This is a genomic window from Candidatus Megaera polyxenophila (assembly GCF_029982035.1).
GTDB lineage: Bacteria > Pseudomonadota > Alphaproteobacteria > Rickettsiales > Rickettsiaceae > Megaera > Megaera polyxenophila.
In genome coordinates this window covers 580296-597745 of the sequence record NZ_CP104166.1, presented here as the reverse complement: position 1 = coordinate 597745, position 17450 = coordinate 580296, and the positions used below count along the sequence as shown (strand labels likewise).

Sequence of the window (17450 nt, the reverse complement as noted above, 5' to 3'; positions counted from 1 at the left end):
CTTATATCTCTAAATTAATTGTAAAATGGTAAACTAAATCCAGACAACAAAACCTTCGCTTCTTCATCTGTTTGCGCTGTAGTAACAATGGTTATATCCATGCCTCTGATTTTATCAATTTTATCATAATTGATTTCAGGAAACACTATCTGTTCTTTTATTCCAAAAGTTATATTACCTTTACCATCAAAACTTTTTACTGAAAACCCTTTAAACTCTTTTACCCTTGGTAAAGCAACAATAACCAGCCTTTCTAAGAACTCAAACATTCTATCACTTCTCAAGGTGACTTTGCAGCCTATTTTCATTCCCTCGCGGAGCTTAAAACTGGCTATTGATTTCTTGGCATAAGTTACATAAGGTTTCTGTCCGGTAATTGCAGTAAGATCAGCTATAGCGCTATTTATGACCTTCGAATCAGATACGGCATCACTGACTCCCATATTAACTACTACCTTTGATAGCTTGGGCATCTGATGTATATTTTTATAGTTAAATTTTTCTTGTAAAGATTTAACTATTTCTTTTACATACAATTCTTTAAACCTAAGTAACATCACTTACCTTCCTTAGAAATTATCTCACCAGATTTTTTTGCAAATCTTACTTTCTTACCATTTTCCAAAACCTTTATTCCAACCTTAGTGATTTCATCTGTCTTTGGATCTATATGGCTTAAATTCGAAATATGAATTAGTAATTCTTTCTGAGAAATACCACCTTCATTATTACGACTAGGCTTCAAATGAACCTTTGCTAAATTAACTCCAGAAACTAAAGCTCGATTTTCTTTTGGAAAAACCTTAAGAACATCGCCTATTTTACCTTTACTTTTTCCCGTGATGACTTTAACTTTATCACCCTTTTTTATTTTAAGTTTAATCATTTATATTACCTCTTCCGCAAGAGAAACAATTTTTCCAAATCCTTTACCTCTGAGTTCTCTTGGCACTGGTCCAAAAACCCTTGTTCCAATAGGTTCATTCTGTTTATTTACCAATACCACAGAGTTTGAATCAAACTGAATAGTACTACCATCAGATCTTCTAATACCTTTTTTAGTTCTAACAATAAGAGCCCTGTGTACATCTCCTTTCTTAACCTTTCCCCCTGGAATAGCAGTTTTTATAGACACAACTATAACATTACAACACTCCGTGGTCATGTGATCAGAACCGCCAAGTACTTTTATACACATCACTTTTTTTGCACCAGAATTATCCGCGACCTTAAGGACGCTTTGCATCTGAATCATAACTTAAACTTCCAAAACATAAATAATATTAAACACAGCACAAGATACAAAAATTAATACAATAAGTCAAAGATTTATTCGCTTACCACCATCCATCTTTTAGTCTTGGATATTGGTTTGCACTCTATAATTCTTACTTTATCGCCTTCTTTATACTTACCTTCAGGGTCATGAGCTGCATATTTAGTAGATCTTTTTACAGTCTTCTGATAAAGAGGATCTCTAAATCTTCTTTCTACTCTAACGGATATTGTCTTATCACATTTTGCACTTTCAACCGTACCTTGTAAAATCCTTCTTGGCATTATTTCGCTCCAACCTTTCTTCTTCTTGTTAATTCCGTTTCAACTCTTGCTATATTCTTCCTAACTTTTGCAAATCTACTGGTGTTAGTTAATTCGCCAAGAGTCTTTTGAAACCTAAGGTTAAAAAGCTCTTTCTTAAAAAAAGAAAGAGATTCTTCTAATTTTTTATTATCAAGATCAAGTAAAGCTTTTGCTTTATAATCTGAATTACTCATATCTCTTTACCACTTTTGTTTTTACTGGCAACTTAGAAGCAGCAAGCTCTAAGGCTTTTCGCGCAACAGCTTCATCCACCCCATTAATTTCGAACATTATTCTACCGGGTGAGACTCTAACCGCAAAATACTCTGGTGAACCTTTACCTTTACCCATACGTACTTCATTTGGTTTTTTAGAAACAGGAAGATCAGGAAAAATTCTAATAAAGAATCTACCTTGCCTTTTCATCTCTCTAACAGCGGCCCTTCTTGCAGCTTCAATTTGACGCGCTGTAACTCTTAATTGCTCAACAGATTTTAGACCAAACATGCCAAAATTCAGCATTGTTCCAGCTTTTGCTTTCGGAGCCACCCTCCCTTTATGAGCTTTTCTAAATTTTTGCTTCTTTGGAGCTAGCATTATATCTCTTCCGTTAAATTAAATTAAACAAAATTATTTCTTATTCTGAGCGTAATCGCCCCTATAAATCCACACCTTCACACCAATTACTCCATAAGTAGTATGAGCTTCAGATGTAGAATAATCTATATCAGCACGAAGTGTATGCAGAGGAACTCTACCTTCTCTATACCATTCAGTTCTAGCTATTTCAGCACCGCCTAGACGACCAGAACACGCAACTTTAATTCCTTTTGCCCCTTGCTTCATAGTATTTTGCATTGCGGTCTTCATAGCTTTCCTAAAAGAAACACGATTCTCTAATTGCTGAGTAATAGTCTGAGCAGTAATAGCAGAATCAAGAGCAGGCTTTTTCACTTCATGAATATTTATAAAAACTTCACAATTTGCTATTATATGCAAGTCTTTTTTTAGTTTTTCAATATCAGAACCGCTCTTACCAATTATAATACCAGGTTTTTTAGCATAGATGTTTACAACTACGTTACTGCTTGATCTGTGAATAATCACCCTACTTACTTGAGCTATTTTATAGCGTTTTACAATCAAAGCTCTGATTTTTATATCTTCAAGCAGCTTGACCGCATAGTCTTTTTCTGCATACAAAACTGATTCCCATTCTTTATTAAGCGTAGGCCCTACTCTAAAACCATGAGGATTTACCTTCTGTCCCATATTAATTCTCCTCTTTCTCAGAAACTGTTATATACAAATTGCTAAAAGGTTTATTAATCCTAGCACTTCTACCTCTAGCCCTTGTTCTAACCCTTTTCATCACAAATGACTTTCCAACGGTAGCCGAATTAACAACTAAACTGTCAATATCTAGACCCATATTATTTTCAGCGTTAGCAACGGCTGATTGTAAACATTTTCTAACATCAATAGCTATTCTTTTGGGACAAAAAGCCAGCTGCACTAAAGCATCGGACACTTTCATTTTTCTAATCATCGCAGCTACTAAATTCAATTTTTGAGCACTCGTTCTCAGATTTCTTGATGACGCTTTTACTAATACACCCATTTTTACCTTATACTATTTTCTTTTAACTTTTTTATCGGCACCATGACCATAGTAGGTACGAGTAGGAGCAAACTCACCAAATTTATGACCTACCATCTCCTCACTCACGGAAACAGGAATAAACTTGTTGCCATTATGTACAGCAAAAGTAAAACCAACAAATAACGGTAAGATAGTTGATCTTCTAGACCATGTTTTTATAACATCTTTCTTACCTGAATCTATTGCTTTTTGTATCTTTTTTAATAAATAGCCATCTACAAAAGGACCTTTCCATGTTGAGCGCGCCATATTATATTACCTTACTTTTATATTACCTTACTTAGTTTTTCTTTTCAAAATGAATTTAGAGGTAAGTTTATTCTTACGAGTCTTCTTACCTTTAGTCGGTTTACCCCAAGGAGTAACAGGATGACGCCCGCCAGAAGTTTTACCTTCACCACCACCGTGTGGGTGATCAATTGGATTCATCGCTACCCCTCTTACGTGTGGCCTCTTGCCAAGCCACCTACTTCTACCAGCCTTACCAATATTAATATTTTTCTGATCTGGATTGGATACTATACCAATAGTAGCTTTACATTCAAGAGGTACTAACCTTAATTCTCCGGAAGCTAATTTCACTTGCGCATAACCAGAATCTTTACCAGCCAAACTAACAGATGTACCAGCAGATCTAGCAAGTTGACCTCCTTTACCAGGTTTCATCTCAACGTTGTGAATAATAGTTCCCACAGGAATATTCTTAAGAGGTAGGCAATTACCAACCTTAATATCGGCATCAGGTCCTGAGGCTATTTTATCCCCAACTTTTAAGTTATTAGGTGCTAAAATATAAGATTTAGAACCATCAGTATGACCAAGTAAGGCTATAAAAGCAGTTCTATTTGGGTCGTACTCTAAACGCTCAACCACAGCTTCACCTTCTACTGACCTTTTAAAATCAATAAATCTATAGAGCTTTTTATGCCCTCCGCCCCTGTGCCAAGAGGTGATCCTACCAGTATTATTTCTTCCTCCGGTGTTTATCTTACCTTTAGTCAAGGATTTATATGGCTTCCCTTTCCATAAATCGCTTTTATCAACCTGAACCAACTCTCTCTGGGAAGGAGTAGTCGGATTATATTGCTTTAGAGCCATTACTTACCTCCCCCTGTAAAATCAATAGTGTAATCTTTCTCCAAAGTGACCATAGCCTTTTTCACATCAGACCTACGTCCCATTACGCCTTTAAACCTTTTCTTTTTGCCTTTCTGATTTAAAATGTTTACAGATTTAACTTTAACTGTAAAAATTTCTTCAATTGCTTTTTTTATCAAACCTTTTTCAGCACTTTTCTCCACCTCGAAAACGTACTTCCCAAGCTCGCCTAAAACGGTTGATTTCTCAGTAATCAACGGTTTTCTTATTATATCATATTTATTAGCAGATATCATCTTAACCTCTCTTCTAAAAGCGGCAACGCATCCTTAGATATTAAGATATAATCGCTATTTACTATATCATATACATTTGCACCAATAACAGGCACTACACAAGTATTCGCTGCTGATTTTGCTGATAATTTTATATTTTGATCAACTTCTTTTCCATCTATAATAAAAAATTTACCGAGACCAAAATTAGATAATGATTTCACTAAGTCCGCTGTCTTCGGTTCTTTCATTTTTGTTGAATCTATAATATGAACAGCACCCTCAGAAAACTTAACAGACAAAGCATGCCTCATTCCAAGCTTTCTAACTTTTTTCTGCAGTTTAATTTCATGAGATCTTGGCACAGGACCGAAAGCAATACCGCCACCGCGACGCTGAACACCCCTTGCATTACCTTGCCTTGCATTACCAGTACCTTTTTGTTTAAAAGGCTTTTTTCCAGAACCAGAAACTTCCCCAACAGTTTTTGTTTTATGAGTACCGCTCATGACTTTAGCTCTCTGCCAATCAACAACTCTTTTTATTATATCTATTCTTGCTTCTAGACCAAATATGGCATCATCTACCACGATGTCTCCCAACTCCTTATTGTCTAGACTTAATAGCTTGGCTTTCATATAAATCTTACCTAATTAACCCTCTAATTCGACGCTGACTTTTTAACCGCATCTTTCACATATATATAACTGCCCTTAGAACCAGGTACATTACCACTTACAATCATTAAACCTTTTTCAATATCTAAATCTACCACCTTTAGATTCTGCACAGTAACTCTAACATCACCTAAGTGACCCGCCATTTTTTTACCCTTAAAAACCTTCCCCGGATCTTGACATTGTCCTGTAGAACCATGAGAACGATGGGAAATTGAAACGCCGTGAGACGCTTCCAATCCACGAAAATTATGTCTTTTCATAACTCCAGCAAAACCTTTTCCGATTGAAGTACCAGAGACATCTACAAACTGCCCTATTTCAAAATGGGTAGGTTTTAATTCCAGACCAACATCAAGCATGTGGTTCTCAGAAACCCTAAACTCTTTTAACTTAGTTTTTGGTTCTACCTTAGCATTAGCAAATACTTTCTTCATTGATTTAGAAACCTTGTAAGGCTTCTTTAATACGGCCCCAATTACAACTGCATTATAACCGTCTCTATCAATAGTTTTCTGACCCACTACTTGACAATTATCAATATGCAAGAAAGTCAGTGTTAGCCTTTTACCCTCTACGGTAAATTTTGAACTCATGCCGAGTTTTTTTGCGATTAAACCTGTTCTCATTTTTACACACCCACCAATTTAATTTCAACATCAATACCAGCTGGCAGGTCCACTTTTCTTAAAGCTTCAACAGTTTGAGGCGTAGGATAATTAATAATCACAAGCCTTTTTTGAGTCCTAATTTCAAATTGTTCCCGAGATTTTTTATCTATATGCGGAGATCTATTAACAGTAAACCTCGCAATCGATCGCGGGAGAGGAATCGGACCACTAACATCTGCTCCTGTTCTTTTTACAGCACTAACGATTTCTCTAGTTGCATGCTCCAGGGATCGATGATCAAATGATTTAAGCCTAATTTTTATCTTTTGATTATTCATTATTAACCTATATTTTAAACAGCCAGCAAAAACTCACAGAGTTAAACTAATAATTTAAAAACTCAGCTTAAACGAAGTTTAAACTGAGTTCAAAACAAATTTATTTAATTATTTTTGATACAACACCTGCACCAACCGTTCTTCCACCTTCACGGATAGCAAACCGCAAACCTTCATCCATGGCAACTGGAGCTATCAACTTAACAATAATTTTTGTGTTATCACCAGGCATAACCATTTCCTTACCAGCAGGTAACTCGATTTCACCAGTAACGTCAGTAGTTCTAAAATAGAACTGAGGACGATAATTTTTAAAGAATGGAGTATGACGACCACCTTCATCTTTTGCTAGAACATATATTTCCGCTTCAAATTCAGTATGCGGAGTAATTGAACCAGGTTTAGCAAGCACCTGCCCTCTTACTACATCCTCTCTTTTTGTGCCACGAAGAAGAACTCCAACGTTATCTCCAGCTTGACCAGAATCAAGAAGCTTTCTAAACATTTCAACACCAGTACAAGTGGTTTTTTCAGTAGCTTTAATTCCAACTATCTCTATCTCATCACCAACTTTAACAACTCCTTTCTCAATTCTTCCAGTTACAACAGTACCACGACCAGAAATTGAAAATACATCTTCAATCGGCATTAAGAAAGGCCTATCAATATCACGAGCAGGCTGCGGAATATAAGAATCAACCGCCTCCATTAACTCATCTATACACTTAGAATCCCCACCTTCTAGAACTTGAAGCGCAGAACCTTTTATTATCGGTATTTCATCTCCTGGATACTTATAAGCTGTAAGAAGCTCTCTTATTTCCATCTCGACAAGTTCAATCAATTCTGGATCGTCAACCATGTCAACCTTATTTAAGAAAACAACAAGAGAAGGAACACCAACTTGATAAGCAAGTAGGATATGCTCTCTAGTTTGCGGCATAGGACCATCAGCTGCGGAGACAACAAGAATCGCACCGTCCATTTGCGCAGCACCTGTAATCATGTTCTTAACATAGTCAGCGTGACCAGGACAATCCACGTGCGCATAGTGTCTTTTATCTGTCTCATATTCAACGTGCGCAGTAGAAATGGTAATGCCCCTTTCTCTTTCTTCCGGAGCTCCGTCAATATCATCATATTTTTTTTCTTGTGCCTGTCCTTTTTTGGCAAGAACTTTGGTAATTGCAGCTGTTAAAGAGGTTTTTCCATGGTCAACGTGTCCGATGGTACCAATATTACAGTGCGGTTTATTCCTTTCAAATTTTTGTTTAGCCATAACCTTAATCTCCTGAAAGTTTATTACAAATCAACATCAAATAATTAATTACACTTTTTTAACTACATCATCCGAGTAAATGGAGCGGGTGATGGGAATCGAACCCACGTGGCCAGCTTGGAAGGCTGGAGCTCTACCATTGAGCTACACCCGCATACACACTTTCCCCAACCAACCCACAAAAAAAATGTAGATTATATGGTGGAGGGAGAAGGATTCGAACCTTCGAACGCATACGCGGGCAGATTTACAGTCTGCTGCCTTTGACCGCTCGGCCACCCCTCCGTTCTAACGCTTACAGCAAAATAGATCATCTCTAAGCTAAACGCAAGCAATTAATTTATCTTTTACTTAATAACTTATGATTTGGATGCCATTCTTTAGGCACACTAAATCTAAATCTTTTGGTTGATAGTTTCTATAATAAATAGTATTTTGTGTCAAGAACATTTTTAAATAAAAGCATCTTTTAACCATGAGAAGCAGCAGGAAATCAACCTACAATAACGGTGGTTTATACTATATGTATGGAAAACATGCAGTACTTGCTGCCATCAGCAACAAAAATAGACATATTGAAAAAATTTATTGCCTAGAGAAAACATTTCTTGAACTTAAAAACCAAATTCATCATTTTAGCGTTGAAATAGTTTCAGCAGATTTTATCAATAAAAAAATTGGCCATGGACAGCCGCATCAGGGAATAATTGCTTATATTCATCCGATATTTCTTAGTAACCTAAGTCAAATGAATTTTTCTAAAGATATTGATAGAATAGTTATTCTTGATCAAATAACAGATCCTCAGAATATCGGAGCAATAATTAGAAGTGCTGCTGCATTTGGCATAACCAAATTAATTCTTCCTTCCCACAATTCCCCTGCAGAAAGTGCCACTATTGCAAAAGCAGCTTCCGGCTGCCTTGAATTAGTACAGGTAGCAAAAGTTGCAAATATCAAAACCGCTATTGAAACATTAAAAAAACAAGGGTTTTGGATAGTAGGCCTTGATTTGGAAGGTAAAGATAACAACTTAGACTCTTTAAGTGAATTTAACAAGATAGCTATCATAATTGGCTCAGAAGCAAAAGGAATGAGACGCTTAACAAACGAATCGTGCGATTTTTTAATTAGAATACCTATTTCAAGTAAAGTAGAAAGCCTCAACGCATCTAATGCTGCATCAATTATTTTTTATGCATTAAGGACAATATAAACAGAAAACTTATAAAAAAGCTGCGGTATCTCGAAAACCTCAGTAGTTTTGTAAAGTTAGAAGCCAGAAAACAATTTATTATCTGCCAAGTACATAGACAAATACAAATAGAAATAACCATACTACATCGACAAAATGCCAGTACCAGGCAGCAAATTCAAACCCTAAATGCCCGTTTCCTCCTATAAAATGCCCGTTTTTTGCCCTAAAATAACATACTGTTAAGAATATCGTGCCGATTATTACATGCAAACCATGAAACCCAGTAGCTAAATAAAAGTTGGCAGCATATATACCGTCAGTTAACTTAAATGCAGCATGATGATATTCATAAGCTTGAAAAGCAGTAAAAGCAATTCCAAGCAATACAGTAATACCTAAGGCCATTACTGAGTTACGCTGATCATTTTGAGTAATAGCATAGTGAGCCCAAGTAACGGTAGTACCAGAAAGCAATAAAATAAGGGTATTCATAAACGGGATATCCCAAGGGTCAAAAGTTTGTATTCCTTTTGGAGGCCATAGCCCTTCCCCGGTTACCCATAAGCCTTCTAATATTCCAGCTGGAAAAAAACGTGCTAGAAAAAAAGAAAAGAAAAACCCGAAAAAAAACATGGCTTCTGAAAGTATGAAAAGGGCCATGCCTATTCTTAATCCCATTCTTACTTTCTCTGTATGGTGATGCCCTACCCTGCCTTCTTTTATAACATCCTTCCACCAATGATAAGAGCAAAAAATGACTGCCCCACCGCCAAAAATACTAAAATACTCAGCCATAGAGTGGCCATGCATTAAAAATACAACTCCAAGCGTAACAAATAAAAGAGAAAAAGCAGTCAAAATAGGCCAAGGGCTTAGTTCTACTAGATGAAAAGGATGTTGTTGTTTTGCCGACATTTTTTACCCGAAACTTCTAAATTATCAAAGGGGTCGACGAATTACAAAATTCTATAACCCTGTCTATTATATTATCCCGCTATCTTATTATGTCTAGAAAATTTTTCTTTTATAAATCCCTAACCTTAAAGAAACTATAAGATAAGGTAATCCTGTCAACATCGTCCATATCTGGATCTTTATCCAAGTCCGCACTAATATAAAACGAAACCGGCATAAGCATTTTCTGTCCAGCTTTTAATAGCTGTTCCTCAAAACAGAAACAATGGACTTTAACAAAATATTTACCGGCTTTGTCAGGCGTTACGTTATATACAGAAGTACCTATGATATCATTATTACTCAAATTTTCCGATTCATAAAAAATCAAAGCAGTTTCTCCCGTAGTTACTTGTGCCCGTCGATGTTTGGGAACAAATCTCCAAGGAAGGTCCTTATCAACATTAGCATCAAATTCTACTATAATTTTTCTTATACCTTTTTGCGGCTTTAGAAATGACTCCTGGCGGGTAGTAGTACCGCCAAATCCTGTGGCTTTACAAAATAAACTATATATAGGAACAGAAGCAAAAGAGAGGATCAGCATGCTCATTAGCAATAGCACTATAGATAAAGCTAGTTTTATATTTTGTTGCTGCATGATAGATCAATAACTGAATTGTTCTTTTATTACTCTATCTTCAAAAGTATGATTCTGATCGAATAAAAGCTTGATGGCTTTAGCTTTGGATGATCTAATTATTACCCTTTCAACATGAGTAAATTCATTAAAATCTGCCACCGCACTCACCGGCCTCTTATCGCTCTCAAAAATCTCGAATTCTATAACAACCTCTGCTGGTAATATCGCTCCGTGCCAGCGCCGAGGTCTAAAAGGAGAAATTGGCGTTAGACATAAAACATTCGATCCTAAAGGAACTATAGTACCTCCAGCAGAAAGGTTATAGGCACTACTGCCCGCCGGCGTAGAAACCAAAGCTCCATCTGCTATTAATTCTTCAATTCTTTCAATATCATCAACTTTGATCCGAAATTTTGCTGCCTGATTAGTCTGCCTAAAAATTGAGACTTCATTAAGCGCTAAAGCTTCAAATTCTTGGCCTTTGGTATTAATTGCCTTCATTTTTAAAGGATATAAATTTGTAGATTTTGCTTGCTGAATATTACTTGGGAAATTCTCGATATGAAAATTATTCATTAAAAACCCGACGCTACCGGAGTTAATGCCGTAAAATGGTATATTTAAGCCCATATAATTATGCAGAGCATGTAAAAGGCTTCCATCCCCACCAATTACTATTATCAAATCAGCATTTTCGGGGTTTACAGGTGAAAAATATTTACGCAATTGCTCAGCTATTTGTACTGACTCTGGTATAGGCTGATGAATAATTGCTATTTTTTTAAATTTCTGATGAGCATTTGCCATAAAATAAATATTACATGATCAAGAAACAGTACTACAAAAGCCGAGGCCAATACATCGCTTAAAAAATGTCCTCCCATTACGATCCTTGAGAGCCCCACTAAACTACCAAAAACAATTCCGGTAAGATAAATTCTATTAAAGTACAGTAAATTTGTAGTATAAGCAATTGCAGTTAAAAAATATCCCATAGCAGCATGACCTGAAGAAAAAGAGCAATTACGTTCACATTGGTCGCTTATTGTAAATGCCTTAGTAAATTCTCTTTTTCCATTAAATTCCTCTATATGACGTGGCCTTGCTCTACCAAAATTTTCTTTAAACACTTCATTTACCACAAAACCAGGAGAAATCGCAGCAGCAATAACCAAAAAAAACACCCCAGATCTAAGAACTCTTTTATAAGACCTGTGTTTAATAGCAATGTATACAAGGTATATCAGACAAATTAAGCTAAATAATTTAGTCAACGAAGGCAATAGTGCGTGGATCTGATAAACTAAAAAGTTTTCCTTATATATAAACCCATTTTCCTCAAAAAAAAAGAGCTGAGAAAAAGAAATATCTAATTCAGGAAATGCAATAAGTAAAAGCGTAAGAAAAGCAGTAATTATTAGGCTTATATTAACAAGGTAATTATTTATCCATAGACTAAACATCATTAATAGTTTATATAATTAACACAGGAAAACACAATAATATAGAAAAATAAATGTCATTCAACCCAAAAACTTATAAAGATAAATTATTATTTGTTCCACTCGGCGGAGCAAATGAAATAGGTATTAATGTTAATTTATATCATTTCCAGGGAAAATGGATAATGGTAGATTGTGGTAGTGGTTTTGCAGACGAATATCTACCGGGTGTAGATATGGTAGTAGCAGATTTAAAATTTATTGAAAAGCATAAAAAAGACCTACTTGGTTTGGTTCTTACTCACGCACACGAAGATCACCTCGGAGCTATACAGTATTTATGGAATAGCCTAGAATGCCCTATATATACGACTAAGTTTACCAAAAACTTTTTAAAAACGAAAATATCAGAATATGCTTTTGCTAATGATATTAAAATAAATGAGGTAAAAGCCGGAGATAAATTTGACCTAGGCCCTTTTTCAGTCGAAATGGTGCCTTTAACCCATTCAGCTCCTGAGATGCAAGCCTTAATGATCAGAACTGCTGCCGGCAACATTATGCACACTGGCGATTGGAAATTTGATCCCGACCCTGTAGTAGGTAAACTGTCAGATTTTGATATATTAAAAAAATGTGGAGATGAAGGGGTTTTAGCCTTAGTCTGCGATTCAACTAACGTTTTCAATTCAGGTATCTCAGGCTCAGAAGGAGATGTTAGAAAAAGCCTTATAGATATTATTGCTGGCTGCCCAAAGATGGTGGTCGTTACAACTTTTGCTTCTAACCTTGCAAGGTTAGATACTTTAATTCATGCAGGTCAAAAAGCCGGAAGAAAAATTGCTCTTACCGGAAGAAGCTTGCACAGGATGCTTGCTGCGGCTCAAGAAAGCGGATATTTAAATGATATCGCTCCCTTGATAGATGAAAGGTCTATAGGAAATTATAAAAGAGAAGAACTGTTAATTATAGCAACCGGTTGTCAAGGTGAGCCAATGGCAGCAACCGCTAAAATGGCTAATAGAGTCCATCCCTCGGTAAAATTAGCTCCAAAGGATACGGTTATATTTTCTTCGAAAATTATTCCCGGCAACGACAAAAAGATTTTCAGAATGTTTAACACTTTTGTCAGGATGGGGGTTGAAGTAATTACCGAAAGAGACCACTTTGTTCACGTATCAGGGCATCCAGCTATTGAAGAATTAAAGAAAATGTACGAGCTGATTAGGCCTAAAATTTGCATTCCAGTACACGGTGAACCTGTTCACATCCACGAACATGTAAAATTAGCTAAAGCTAGCGGAATAAAGAAAACAGTTGAAGTGGAGAATGGGAGCGTTGTCTTACTCGACGAGAAAGATCCTAAAATAATAGATATTGTAGAAAATGGGTATTTGGCAGTTGATGGAGATTATTTACTCCCTGATTCTTCCCCAATTTTTAAAATGCGACGCAGAATTCGCGATTCCGGTATTGTGGTCGCATCGATAATAGTTAATGGGAAAGCAGAACTTGTAACAAAACCTTTAATAGTAATGCCTGGCCTCCTTGACCCAAAAGATGATGAGGACTTTTTAAATTCTATTACCCGGGAAGTGGCAGAAACATTGCATAAACAAAGGAAGCAATCTAAGGGAAGATTATTAATCGACGAAATACAGGAATGCGCCAAGTCAGCAATTAGGCGGATATTAAAGCATGAGATTAATAAATCGCCGATAATTATAGTCAATATCGGCGAAATTGATTAACTCTGCTTTTTATTATACAGAAAGTAAATTATACTTAAGAATCCCGCTAAGCTATACCAGGTGATTGCATACTCCAAGTGATCATTTCTAATTACATTTAAATAAGTAGAAGTTAAAGGAAAAGCTCCATCTGGTAGGTTCGTGCTGTTTACCTGCATTAAATAGAAATCTTTTTTAGTAATACCCAATTTTTGGCTAGCCTCCTGTAAATCTAGGGTAAACCATATATTATTTTTTTCATCATTATCCGGTATAAAAATTCTCTTTTCTTCTCCAGGCATCACGAAAGCAGTAATGGTTTCTTCACTCTTTGATTTAAAAGAGCTAATACTCCCTTTAACACTTTGGGGTATCCAAGCTCTCGATACTAAATAAACATTCCCTAGCTTATCCTTAAACGGCGATAAAAGATAATAACCATCTTTTTCTGGATAGGCTGACCTTCTACCATATAAAAATATATTTTCACCATCTAAGAAATGGCCTTGTACTTTTATTTTAGCATAAAGTTCTGGCGCAGTCTTAAGATCAACCATTCCAACGGGAGAATTTTTTATATTAAGCTCAATTTTTGCGATAAAATTTTCTTTTTCTTTAAGCCGTTTTAACTGCCAATTCCCAAGGCCGATTAACGCTAATATAGATAAGAACACAACCAAAAAAGGTACTGTTTCGAATTTTTGATTAAAGATAAAAAAACTTTTCATACAGATTTAATATATAGACAGATGGATTAGATGGTATCGGGAAAGCCTTTATTTGTCTAGTTTTTAAAAAAAATAACTTTACAATATTGCTAGTTTAAAATAATTAATAATTTAAAATTATCTATAAAAATTATTTATAAAAATGCTATTTAGCATTGATGCCCCCAGAAATCTCATATATTATACGTTAGACTAAATTAGTTAATGCCAAATCCCAATTTTAAACTTTGCTGGAATAACTGTTTACAAAGGCTTAAACTGGCTCTTATATAGGTATTTGCTTTGGAAGAGGGGTGGTCAGCAGATAGATGAGTTATTGTTTTTTATATTAATAAATTAAGAAGTTAGGTTCAATATATGGCTTTAGAATTCAAAGCACCTGAAAATGTTATTTTAAAACCGATTATTACAGTCCTTGGCGTAGGGGGCGCAGGCGGGAATGCCGTTAATAACATGATTAGAGCTAATCTGCAGGGAGCTAATTTTGTAGTCGCCAACACAGATGCACAAGCATTAAGCCATTCCGAATGTGTTAATAAAATCCAGCTAGGAGCTTCTGCTACCAAAGGCCTTGGAGCCGGAGCATCTCCTGATATAGGAAAACAATCTGCTATTGAATCTGAAAATGAAATAAGAGCCTATTTAGAAGGTAGTAATATGGTCTTTATTACCGCAGGTATGGGAGGCGGCACAGGTACTGGAGCCTCACCGGAAATAGCAAGGATGGCAAAAGAACTTGGAATCCTAACGGTCGGCGTGGTGACCAAACCGTTCCTATTTGAAGGTGGAAGGAGAATGAAAGCTGCCGAAAACGGCTTAAAAGAACTACAACAGTATGTTGATACTTTAATTGTCATACCAAATCAGAATTTATTCCGCATTGCTAATGAGGACACTACTTTTGCCGATGCTTTCAAAATGGCTGATGAAGTACTGCATTCAGGGGTTAGAAGTGTGACAGATCTGATAATCATGCCAGGACTTATTAATCTGGATTTTGCCGATATCAAAACCGTGATGAGCGAAATGGGCAAAGCGATGATGGGAACTGGGGAAGCTTCCGGAGAAGAAAGAGCTATAAAGGCTGCCGAAGCTGCTATTGCCAACCCGTTACTTGATCACACTTCAATGTCCGGGGCTAAAGGTGTCCTGATAAATATTACCGGTGGTAAAGACATGACCTTATATGAAGTTGATAGTGCTGCAAACAGAATAAGAGAAGAGGTCGGAGATAGCGATGCAAATATCATTTTCGGTTCTACTTTTAACCCTGATTTACAAGGTATCATAAGGGTATCAGTAGTTGCTACAGGTATAGATTCAGAATCAATTAATACCATGCGCAACGCAAGGCAAGAATTAACTCCAGAAACCAAACATATTGAAGAAATAGAAAACAGTTTATATCACCAAGAATTCTCTACCGAGGTAGAAGAAATACCGGAATATGAAAGCAAAAATGAGAACGAAAGTCATATTGAGTTTAATAGCCAAGAAGCCGATTTACAGGAAAAAATAGCAAAACTATCAGCTCAAATAGACCTTGAATCCGAGCAGGAAGCTCCGAAAGAACAACAAACAGTTGCTGTTTCACCTCCTTATAAAGAGCAAACTGTTGTCACCCATAAGCCATCCCTGCTAAAACGTATGTGGAACTCCTTAAAAAGTGCTGAATCAAATGATGAATCAAAATCAACAAGGGCACATACAAGTCCTGACGATAAAAAAGAGCACTCATTACCCAGCATATCCAGGAACAGTTCTGATATTCAGGATATTCCAGCGTTCTTAAGAAAAAAATAGAGACGGGATTTACCTAAAAGGTTTTAAATTTTGGTGTTCAAATAATTCCAAACAATAGGTAAGCAGGAATTATAATATTAACCTTAGGTATTTGGATTGACCCTTATTATAAATTCGGTTAGAATCACTGCCGGAACGGGTAAAACCTTTCCGGGGCTTAAGAAACCTCACCGCATATGGTTTTATCAACCTAAATGATATAATCCTCGATTTGATCGGGGAGATAATAACTATGTCCAAGGTCTTGAGTTTAATCTCAAGGCCTAAAGGTTATTATGGCTGTATATGCGCAGTTTTCTTAACTCCCCCGATCACCAATAACCAAGTTTCTTTTGGTGGTCGAACTTAATTTCATTTTTTAAGTTTAAAGGAGTTATCATTATGAAAAAAATCCAGATCACAGCCCTATCAGTAATCCTTTCTTCTGGCATTCTATCTTCCTGCGGAAAAGGCGAAATCGAAAAATGGGAGGAAGAAAAAGAACAAGCACTTATTGATGCTGAATTTACAGATACACAAACCCGCCTTGATTACCTGCAATGCTATGCTTTATCTTCCCAGGAAAAAAGCAAATGCCTCTTAAGCTCAACAATAAAAATATAAAACCACAGCTGATAAAACACCATTTTTACACTAATGATTACGTTTACCAGCTTGAAAAACTAGGTTTTGCACAATTCCTCCAAAATAAAGGAGCAGTTTGTGATAGAATAACGGAAGGGCCTAAATACACCAGCGAAACCGAAAGTTACGTAACTAAATGCAGGGATGGTAATATTTATTTATTAAAGTTTGATTATGAGGAAGATAAGTGGTTACTTGTAAAATAGTTTTAACTCAGCCTGGCTTTTAAATTAGTACCCACAATAAGGAGCTATAGCATCTTCAGGGCTATGAAAAATAATATCCTATTTACCTCAAATTTATCTCTTGACTTTTTAAATATATTAATATATATTAACTGTATATTAATTATTATTAACTTTAAAAATTAACAGAGGTTAAATTATGAAAAAAATTATGTTTGCAGTTCCTGAGCATGCAGCTGAATTCGTGAGAGCAGCTAATTTGAAAGATGAAGGTATAACAAAGTTAGATTTAGGTGGTAATTTAATCAGAGGCTATGTATCAGAACTTGCAGAAGCTTTAAAAGATACAGGTGTGAAAGAGCTAAACATGACTGCAACTAGCATCTCAGAAGGTGAAAGTATAGAATTCGTAGATGCTATGGTAAGAGAAGTAGGTATAGATAAACTTGCTATCGATCATTCCGAGACACCTGCATTCACGCAGAAAATAGCTGAATTAGAACACGAGAAATCGTTTACAGTCGATGAAGCATTAAAGGAAATAGTATCAGACACAGTACCTACCGATGTAGTAAACTTAATTGGTGCTTATGATGAGGTGATTGAAATTTGCCCCGATGCTTCTTCCCTGCATTTCCTCCCATAAGCTGAAAAGCATAAAGTGAGGTTTTAATACTAATC

General features: G+C 36.0%; 26 protein-coding genes and 2 tRNA genes. 6 read left to right on the top strand and 22 right to left on the bottom strand.

The window, feature by feature from the left end:
• Positions 1 to 14: 14 nt before the first annotated feature.
• The 17 genes from rplE to N3Z16_RS03100 all read right to left on the bottom strand — a co-directional run bounded on the left by rplE (position 15) and on the right by N3Z16_RS03100 (position 7807).
• Positions 15 to 557, bottom strand: coding sequence for a 50S ribosomal protein L5 (rplE, locus tag N3Z16_RS03180; protein WP_223939467.1), 543 nt, complete (start codon positions 555 to 557; stop codon positions 15 to 17).
• Positions 557 to 886 carry a 50S ribosomal protein L24 gene (gene rplX, locus N3Z16_RS03175; protein WP_223939468.1) on the bottom strand — a complete coding sequence of 110 codons (330 nt, stop codon included), beginning with the start codon at positions 884 to 886 and terminating at the stop codon, positions 557 to 559. Before rplX ends, rplE begins: the two co-directional genes overlap by 1 nt.
• Positions 887 to 1255, bottom strand: coding sequence for a 50S ribosomal protein L14 (rplN, locus tag N3Z16_RS03170; protein WP_223939469.1), 369 nt, complete (start codon positions 1253 to 1255; stop codon positions 887 to 889).
• A 74-nt stretch (positions 1256 to 1329) separates the two neighbouring features.
• The gene (gene rpsQ / locus N3Z16_RS03165) at positions 1330 to 1560 is read right to left on the bottom strand and encodes a 30S ribosomal protein S17 (protein ID WP_223939470.1); all 231 of its coding nucleotides are present in this window, start codon (positions 1558 to 1560) and stop codon (positions 1330 to 1332) included.
• Positions 1560 to 1775, bottom strand: a complete 216-nt coding sequence (gene rpmC, locus N3Z16_RS03160) for a 50S ribosomal protein L29 (RefSeq protein ID WP_282486701.1) — start codon at positions 1773 to 1775, stop codon at positions 1560 to 1562. Before rpmC ends, rpsQ begins: the two co-directional genes overlap by 1 nt.
• Positions 1768 to 2178 (bottom strand): 50S ribosomal protein L16, encoded by a 411-nt coding sequence (gene rplP / locus N3Z16_RS03155; RefSeq protein WP_223939472.1) that lies wholly within the window; start codon positions 2176 to 2178, stop codon positions 1768 to 1770. Before rplP ends, rpmC begins: the two co-directional genes overlap by 8 nt.
• Positions 2179 to 2211: 33 nt before the next feature.
• Complete coding sequence (rpsC, locus tag N3Z16_RS03150; RefSeq protein ID WP_223939473.1) at positions 2212 to 2853, bottom strand: 30S ribosomal protein S3; 642 nt, start codon at positions 2851 to 2853, stop codon at positions 2212 to 2214.
• Between the two features lies 1 nt (position 2854).
• On the bottom strand, positions 2855 to 3202 hold the full coding sequence (gene rplV, locus N3Z16_RS03145) for a 50S ribosomal protein L22 (protein WP_223939474.1): 348 nt from the start codon (positions 3200 to 3202) through the stop codon (positions 2855 to 2857).
• Positions 3203 to 3214: 12 nt separating this feature from the next.
• Positions 3215 to 3493 (bottom strand): 30S ribosomal protein S19, encoded by a 279-nt coding sequence (gene rpsS / locus N3Z16_RS03140; RefSeq protein ID WP_223939475.1) that lies wholly within the window; start codon positions 3491 to 3493, stop codon positions 3215 to 3217.
• Positions 3494 to 3520: 27 nt separating this feature from the next.
• Positions 3521 to 4342 carry a 50S ribosomal protein L2 gene (gene rplB, locus N3Z16_RS03135; RefSeq protein WP_223939476.1) on the bottom strand — a complete coding sequence of 274 codons (822 nt, stop codon included), beginning with the start codon at positions 4340 to 4342 and terminating at the stop codon, positions 3521 to 3523.
• Complete coding sequence (locus N3Z16_RS03130; RefSeq protein ID WP_223939477.1) at positions 4342 to 4638, bottom strand: 50S ribosomal protein L23; 297 nt, start codon at positions 4636 to 4638, stop codon at positions 4342 to 4344. Before N3Z16_RS03130 ends, rplB begins: the two co-directional genes overlap by 1 nt.
• Positions 4635 to 5255: a 50S ribosomal protein L4 gene (rplD, locus tag N3Z16_RS03125; RefSeq protein ID WP_282486699.1), complete on the bottom strand. Its 621-nt coding sequence runs from the start codon at positions 5253 to 5255 to the stop codon at positions 4635 to 4637. The genes N3Z16_RS03130 and rplD overlap by 4 nt, the downstream gene beginning before the upstream one ends.
• Positions 5256 to 5278: 23 nt before the next feature.
• Positions 5279 to 5923, bottom strand: a complete 645-nt coding sequence (gene rplC, locus N3Z16_RS03120) for a 50S ribosomal protein L3 (protein ID WP_282486698.1) — start codon at positions 5921 to 5923, stop codon at positions 5279 to 5281.
• 2 nt (positions 5924 to 5925) lie between these two features.
• Positions 5926 to 6243, bottom strand: coding sequence for a 30S ribosomal protein S10 (rpsJ, locus tag N3Z16_RS03115; protein WP_223939480.1), 318 nt, complete (start codon positions 6241 to 6243; stop codon positions 5926 to 5928).
• 100 nt (positions 6244 to 6343) lie between these two features.
• A complete protein-coding gene (tuf, locus tag N3Z16_RS03110) occupies positions 6344 to 7522 on the bottom strand; it encodes an elongation factor Tu (RefSeq protein WP_282486697.1) in 1179 nt (392 codons plus the stop codon).
• 80 nt (positions 7523 to 7602) lie between these two features.
• Positions 7603 to 7676: transfer RNA gene (locus N3Z16_RS03105), tRNA-Gly, on the bottom strand.
• Positions 7677 to 7721: 45 nt separating this feature from the next.
• A tRNA-Tyr gene (locus N3Z16_RS03100) sits at positions 7722 to 7807 on the bottom strand.
• A gap of 190 nt (positions 7808 to 7997) precedes the next feature.
• Between N3Z16_RS03100 and rlmB the strand changes: the two genes are divergently transcribed.
• Entirely contained in the window at positions 7998 to 8738 is a 741-nt protein-coding gene (gene rlmB, locus N3Z16_RS03095; protein WP_223939482.1) for a 23S rRNA (guanosine(2251)-2'-O)-methyltransferase RlmB, read from the top strand.
• A 78-nt stretch (positions 8739 to 8816) separates the two neighbouring features.
• On the opposite strand, the gene N3Z16_RS03090 is transcribed toward rlmB, so the two are convergent.
• The 4 genes from N3Z16_RS03090 to N3Z16_RS10840 form a co-directional block, all read right to left on the bottom strand.
• On the bottom strand, positions 8817 to 9635 hold the full coding sequence (locus tag N3Z16_RS03090; RefSeq protein ID WP_282486696.1) for a cytochrome c oxidase subunit 3: 819 nt from the start codon (positions 9633 to 9635) through the stop codon (positions 8817 to 8819).
• A gap of 109 nt (positions 9636 to 9744) precedes the next feature.
• A complete protein-coding gene (locus N3Z16_RS03085; RefSeq protein ID WP_282486948.1) occupies positions 9745 to 10278 on the bottom strand; it encodes a cytochrome c oxidase assembly protein in 534 nt (177 codons plus the stop codon).
• A 3-nt stretch (positions 10279 to 10281) separates the two neighbouring features.
• Positions 10282 to 11064, bottom strand: coding sequence for an NAD kinase (locus tag N3Z16_RS03080; RefSeq protein ID WP_282486694.1), 783 nt, complete (start codon positions 11062 to 11064; stop codon positions 10282 to 10284).
• Positions 11031 to 11441 (bottom strand): phosphatase PAP2 family protein, encoded by a 411-nt coding sequence (locus N3Z16_RS10840; protein ID WP_341850336.1) that lies wholly within the window; start codon positions 11439 to 11441, stop codon positions 11031 to 11033. The genes N3Z16_RS03080 and N3Z16_RS10840 overlap by 34 nt, the downstream gene beginning before the upstream one ends.
• A gap of 332 nt (positions 11442 to 11773) precedes the next feature.
• Here N3Z16_RS10840 and N3Z16_RS03070 point away from each other — a divergent pair, with 332 nt between their 5' ends.
• A complete protein-coding gene (locus N3Z16_RS03070) occupies positions 11774 to 13450 on the top strand; it encodes a ribonuclease J (RefSeq protein WP_282486692.1) in 1677 nt (558 codons plus the stop codon).
• Here N3Z16_RS03070 and N3Z16_RS03065 read toward each other — a convergent pair.
• A complete protein-coding gene (locus N3Z16_RS03065; RefSeq protein ID WP_223939487.1) occupies positions 13447 to 14157 on the bottom strand; it encodes an SURF1 family protein in 711 nt (236 codons plus the stop codon). The two genes, N3Z16_RS03070 and N3Z16_RS03065, sit on opposite strands and share 4 nt — an antisense overlap.
• 357 nt (positions 14158 to 14514) lie before the next feature.
• Here N3Z16_RS03065 and ftsZ point away from each other — a divergent pair, with 357 nt between their 5' ends.
• The 4 genes from ftsZ (at position 14515) to N3Z16_RS03045 (ending at position 17415) form a co-directional block, all read left to right on the top strand.
• Entirely contained in the window at positions 14515 to 15960 is a 1446-nt protein-coding gene (ftsZ, locus tag N3Z16_RS03060) for a cell division protein FtsZ (protein ID WP_282486691.1), read from the top strand.
• 381 nt (positions 15961 to 16341) lie between these two features.
• Complete coding sequence (locus N3Z16_RS03055) at positions 16342 to 16563, top strand: hypothetical protein (RefSeq protein ID WP_282486690.1); 222 nt, start codon at positions 16342 to 16344, stop codon at positions 16561 to 16563.
• Positions 16533 to 16790, top strand: a complete 258-nt coding sequence (locus tag N3Z16_RS03050; protein WP_282486689.1) for a hypothetical protein — start codon at positions 16533 to 16535, stop codon at positions 16788 to 16790. Before N3Z16_RS03055 ends, N3Z16_RS03050 begins: the two co-directional genes overlap by 31 nt.
• 178 nt (positions 16791 to 16968) lie before the next feature.
• A complete protein-coding gene (locus tag N3Z16_RS03045; protein WP_282486688.1) occupies positions 16969 to 17415 on the top strand; it encodes a hypothetical protein in 447 nt (148 codons plus the stop codon).
• Positions 17416 to 17450: the final 35 nt, after the last annotated feature.

Bases quoted from the DNA above. Each gene is read 5' to 3' on its own strand.
- rplE (WP_223939467.1), bottom strand. From the start codon at position 557: ATGTTACTTAGGTTTAAAGAATTGTATGTAAAAGAAATAGTTAAATCT.
- rplX (WP_223939468.1), bottom strand. From the start codon at position 886: ATGATTAAACTTAAAATAAAAAAGGGTGATAAAGTTAAAGTCATCACG.
- rplN (WP_223939469.1), bottom strand. From the start codon at position 1,255: ATGATTCAGATGCAAAGCGTCCTTAAGGTCGCGGATAATTCTGGTGCA.
- rpsQ (WP_223939470.1), bottom strand. From the start codon at position 1,560: ATGCCAAGAAGGATTTTACAAGGTACGGTTGAAAGTGCAAAATGTGAT.
- rpmC (WP_282486701.1), bottom strand. From the start codon at position 1,775: ATGAGTAATTCAGATTATAAAGCAAAAGCTTTACTTGATCTTGATAAT.
- rplP (WP_223939472.1), bottom strand. From the start codon at position 2,178: ATGCTAGCTCCAAAGAAGCAAAAATTTAGAAAAGCTCATAAAGGGAGG.
- rpsC (WP_223939473.1), bottom strand. From the start codon at position 2,853: ATGGGACAGAAGGTAAATCCTCATGGTTTTAGAGTAGGGCCTACGCTT.
- rplV (WP_223939474.1), bottom strand. From the start codon at position 3,202: ATGGGTGTATTAGTAAAAGCGTCATCAAGAAATCTGAGAACGAGTGCT.
- rpsS (WP_223939475.1), bottom strand. From the start codon at position 3,493: ATGGCGCGCTCAACATGGAAAGGTCCTTTTGTAGATGGCTATTTATTA.
- rplB (WP_223939476.1), bottom strand. From the start codon at position 4,342: ATGGCTCTAAAGCAATATAATCCGACTACTCCTTCCCAGAGAGAGTTG.
- N3Z16_RS03130 (WP_223939477.1), bottom strand. From the start codon at position 4,638: ATGATATCTGCTAATAAATATGATATAATAAGAAAACCGTTGATTACT.
- rplD (WP_282486699.1), bottom strand. From the start codon at position 5,255: ATGAAAGCCAAGCTATTAAGTCTAGACAATAAGGAGTTGGGAGACATC.
- rplC (WP_282486698.1), bottom strand. From the start codon at position 5,923: ATGAGAACAGGTTTAATCGCAAAAAAACTCGGCATGAGTTCAAAATTT.
- rpsJ (WP_223939480.1), bottom strand. From the start codon at position 6,243: ATGAATAATCAAAAGATAAAAATTAGGCTTAAATCATTTGATCATCGA.
- tuf (WP_282486697.1), bottom strand. From the start codon at position 7,522: ATGGCTAAACAAAAATTTGAAAGGAATAAACCGCACTGTAATATTGGT.
- rlmB (WP_223939482.1), top strand. From the start codon at position 7,998: ATGAGAAGCAGCAGGAAATCAACCTACAATAACGGTGGTTTATACTAT.
- N3Z16_RS03090 (WP_282486696.1), bottom strand. From the start codon at position 9,635: ATGTCGGCAAAACAACAACATCCTTTTCATCTAGTAGAACTAAGCCCT.
- N3Z16_RS03080 (WP_282486694.1), bottom strand. From the start codon at position 11,064: ATGGCAAATGCTCATCAGAAATTTAAAAAAATAGCAATTATTCATCAG.
- N3Z16_RS03070 (WP_282486692.1), top strand. From the start codon at position 11,774: ATGTCATTCAACCCAAAAACTTATAAAGATAAATTATTATTTGTTCCA.
- N3Z16_RS03065 (WP_223939487.1), bottom strand. From the start codon at position 14,157: ATGAAAAGTTTTTTTATCTTTAATCAAAAATTCGAAACAGTACCTTTT.
- ftsZ (WP_282486691.1), top strand. From the start codon at position 14,515: ATGGCTTTAGAATTCAAAGCACCTGAAAATGTTATTTTAAAACCGATT.
- N3Z16_RS03055 (WP_282486690.1), top strand. From the start codon at position 16,342: ATGAAAAAAATCCAGATCACAGCCCTATCAGTAATCCTTTCTTCTGGC.
- N3Z16_RS03050 (WP_282486689.1), top strand. From the start codon at position 16,533: ATGCCTCTTAAGCTCAACAATAAAAATATAAAACCACAGCTGATAAAA.
- N3Z16_RS03045 (WP_282486688.1), top strand. From the start codon at position 16,969: ATGAAAAAAATTATGTTTGCAGTTCCTGAGCATGCAGCTGAATTCGTG.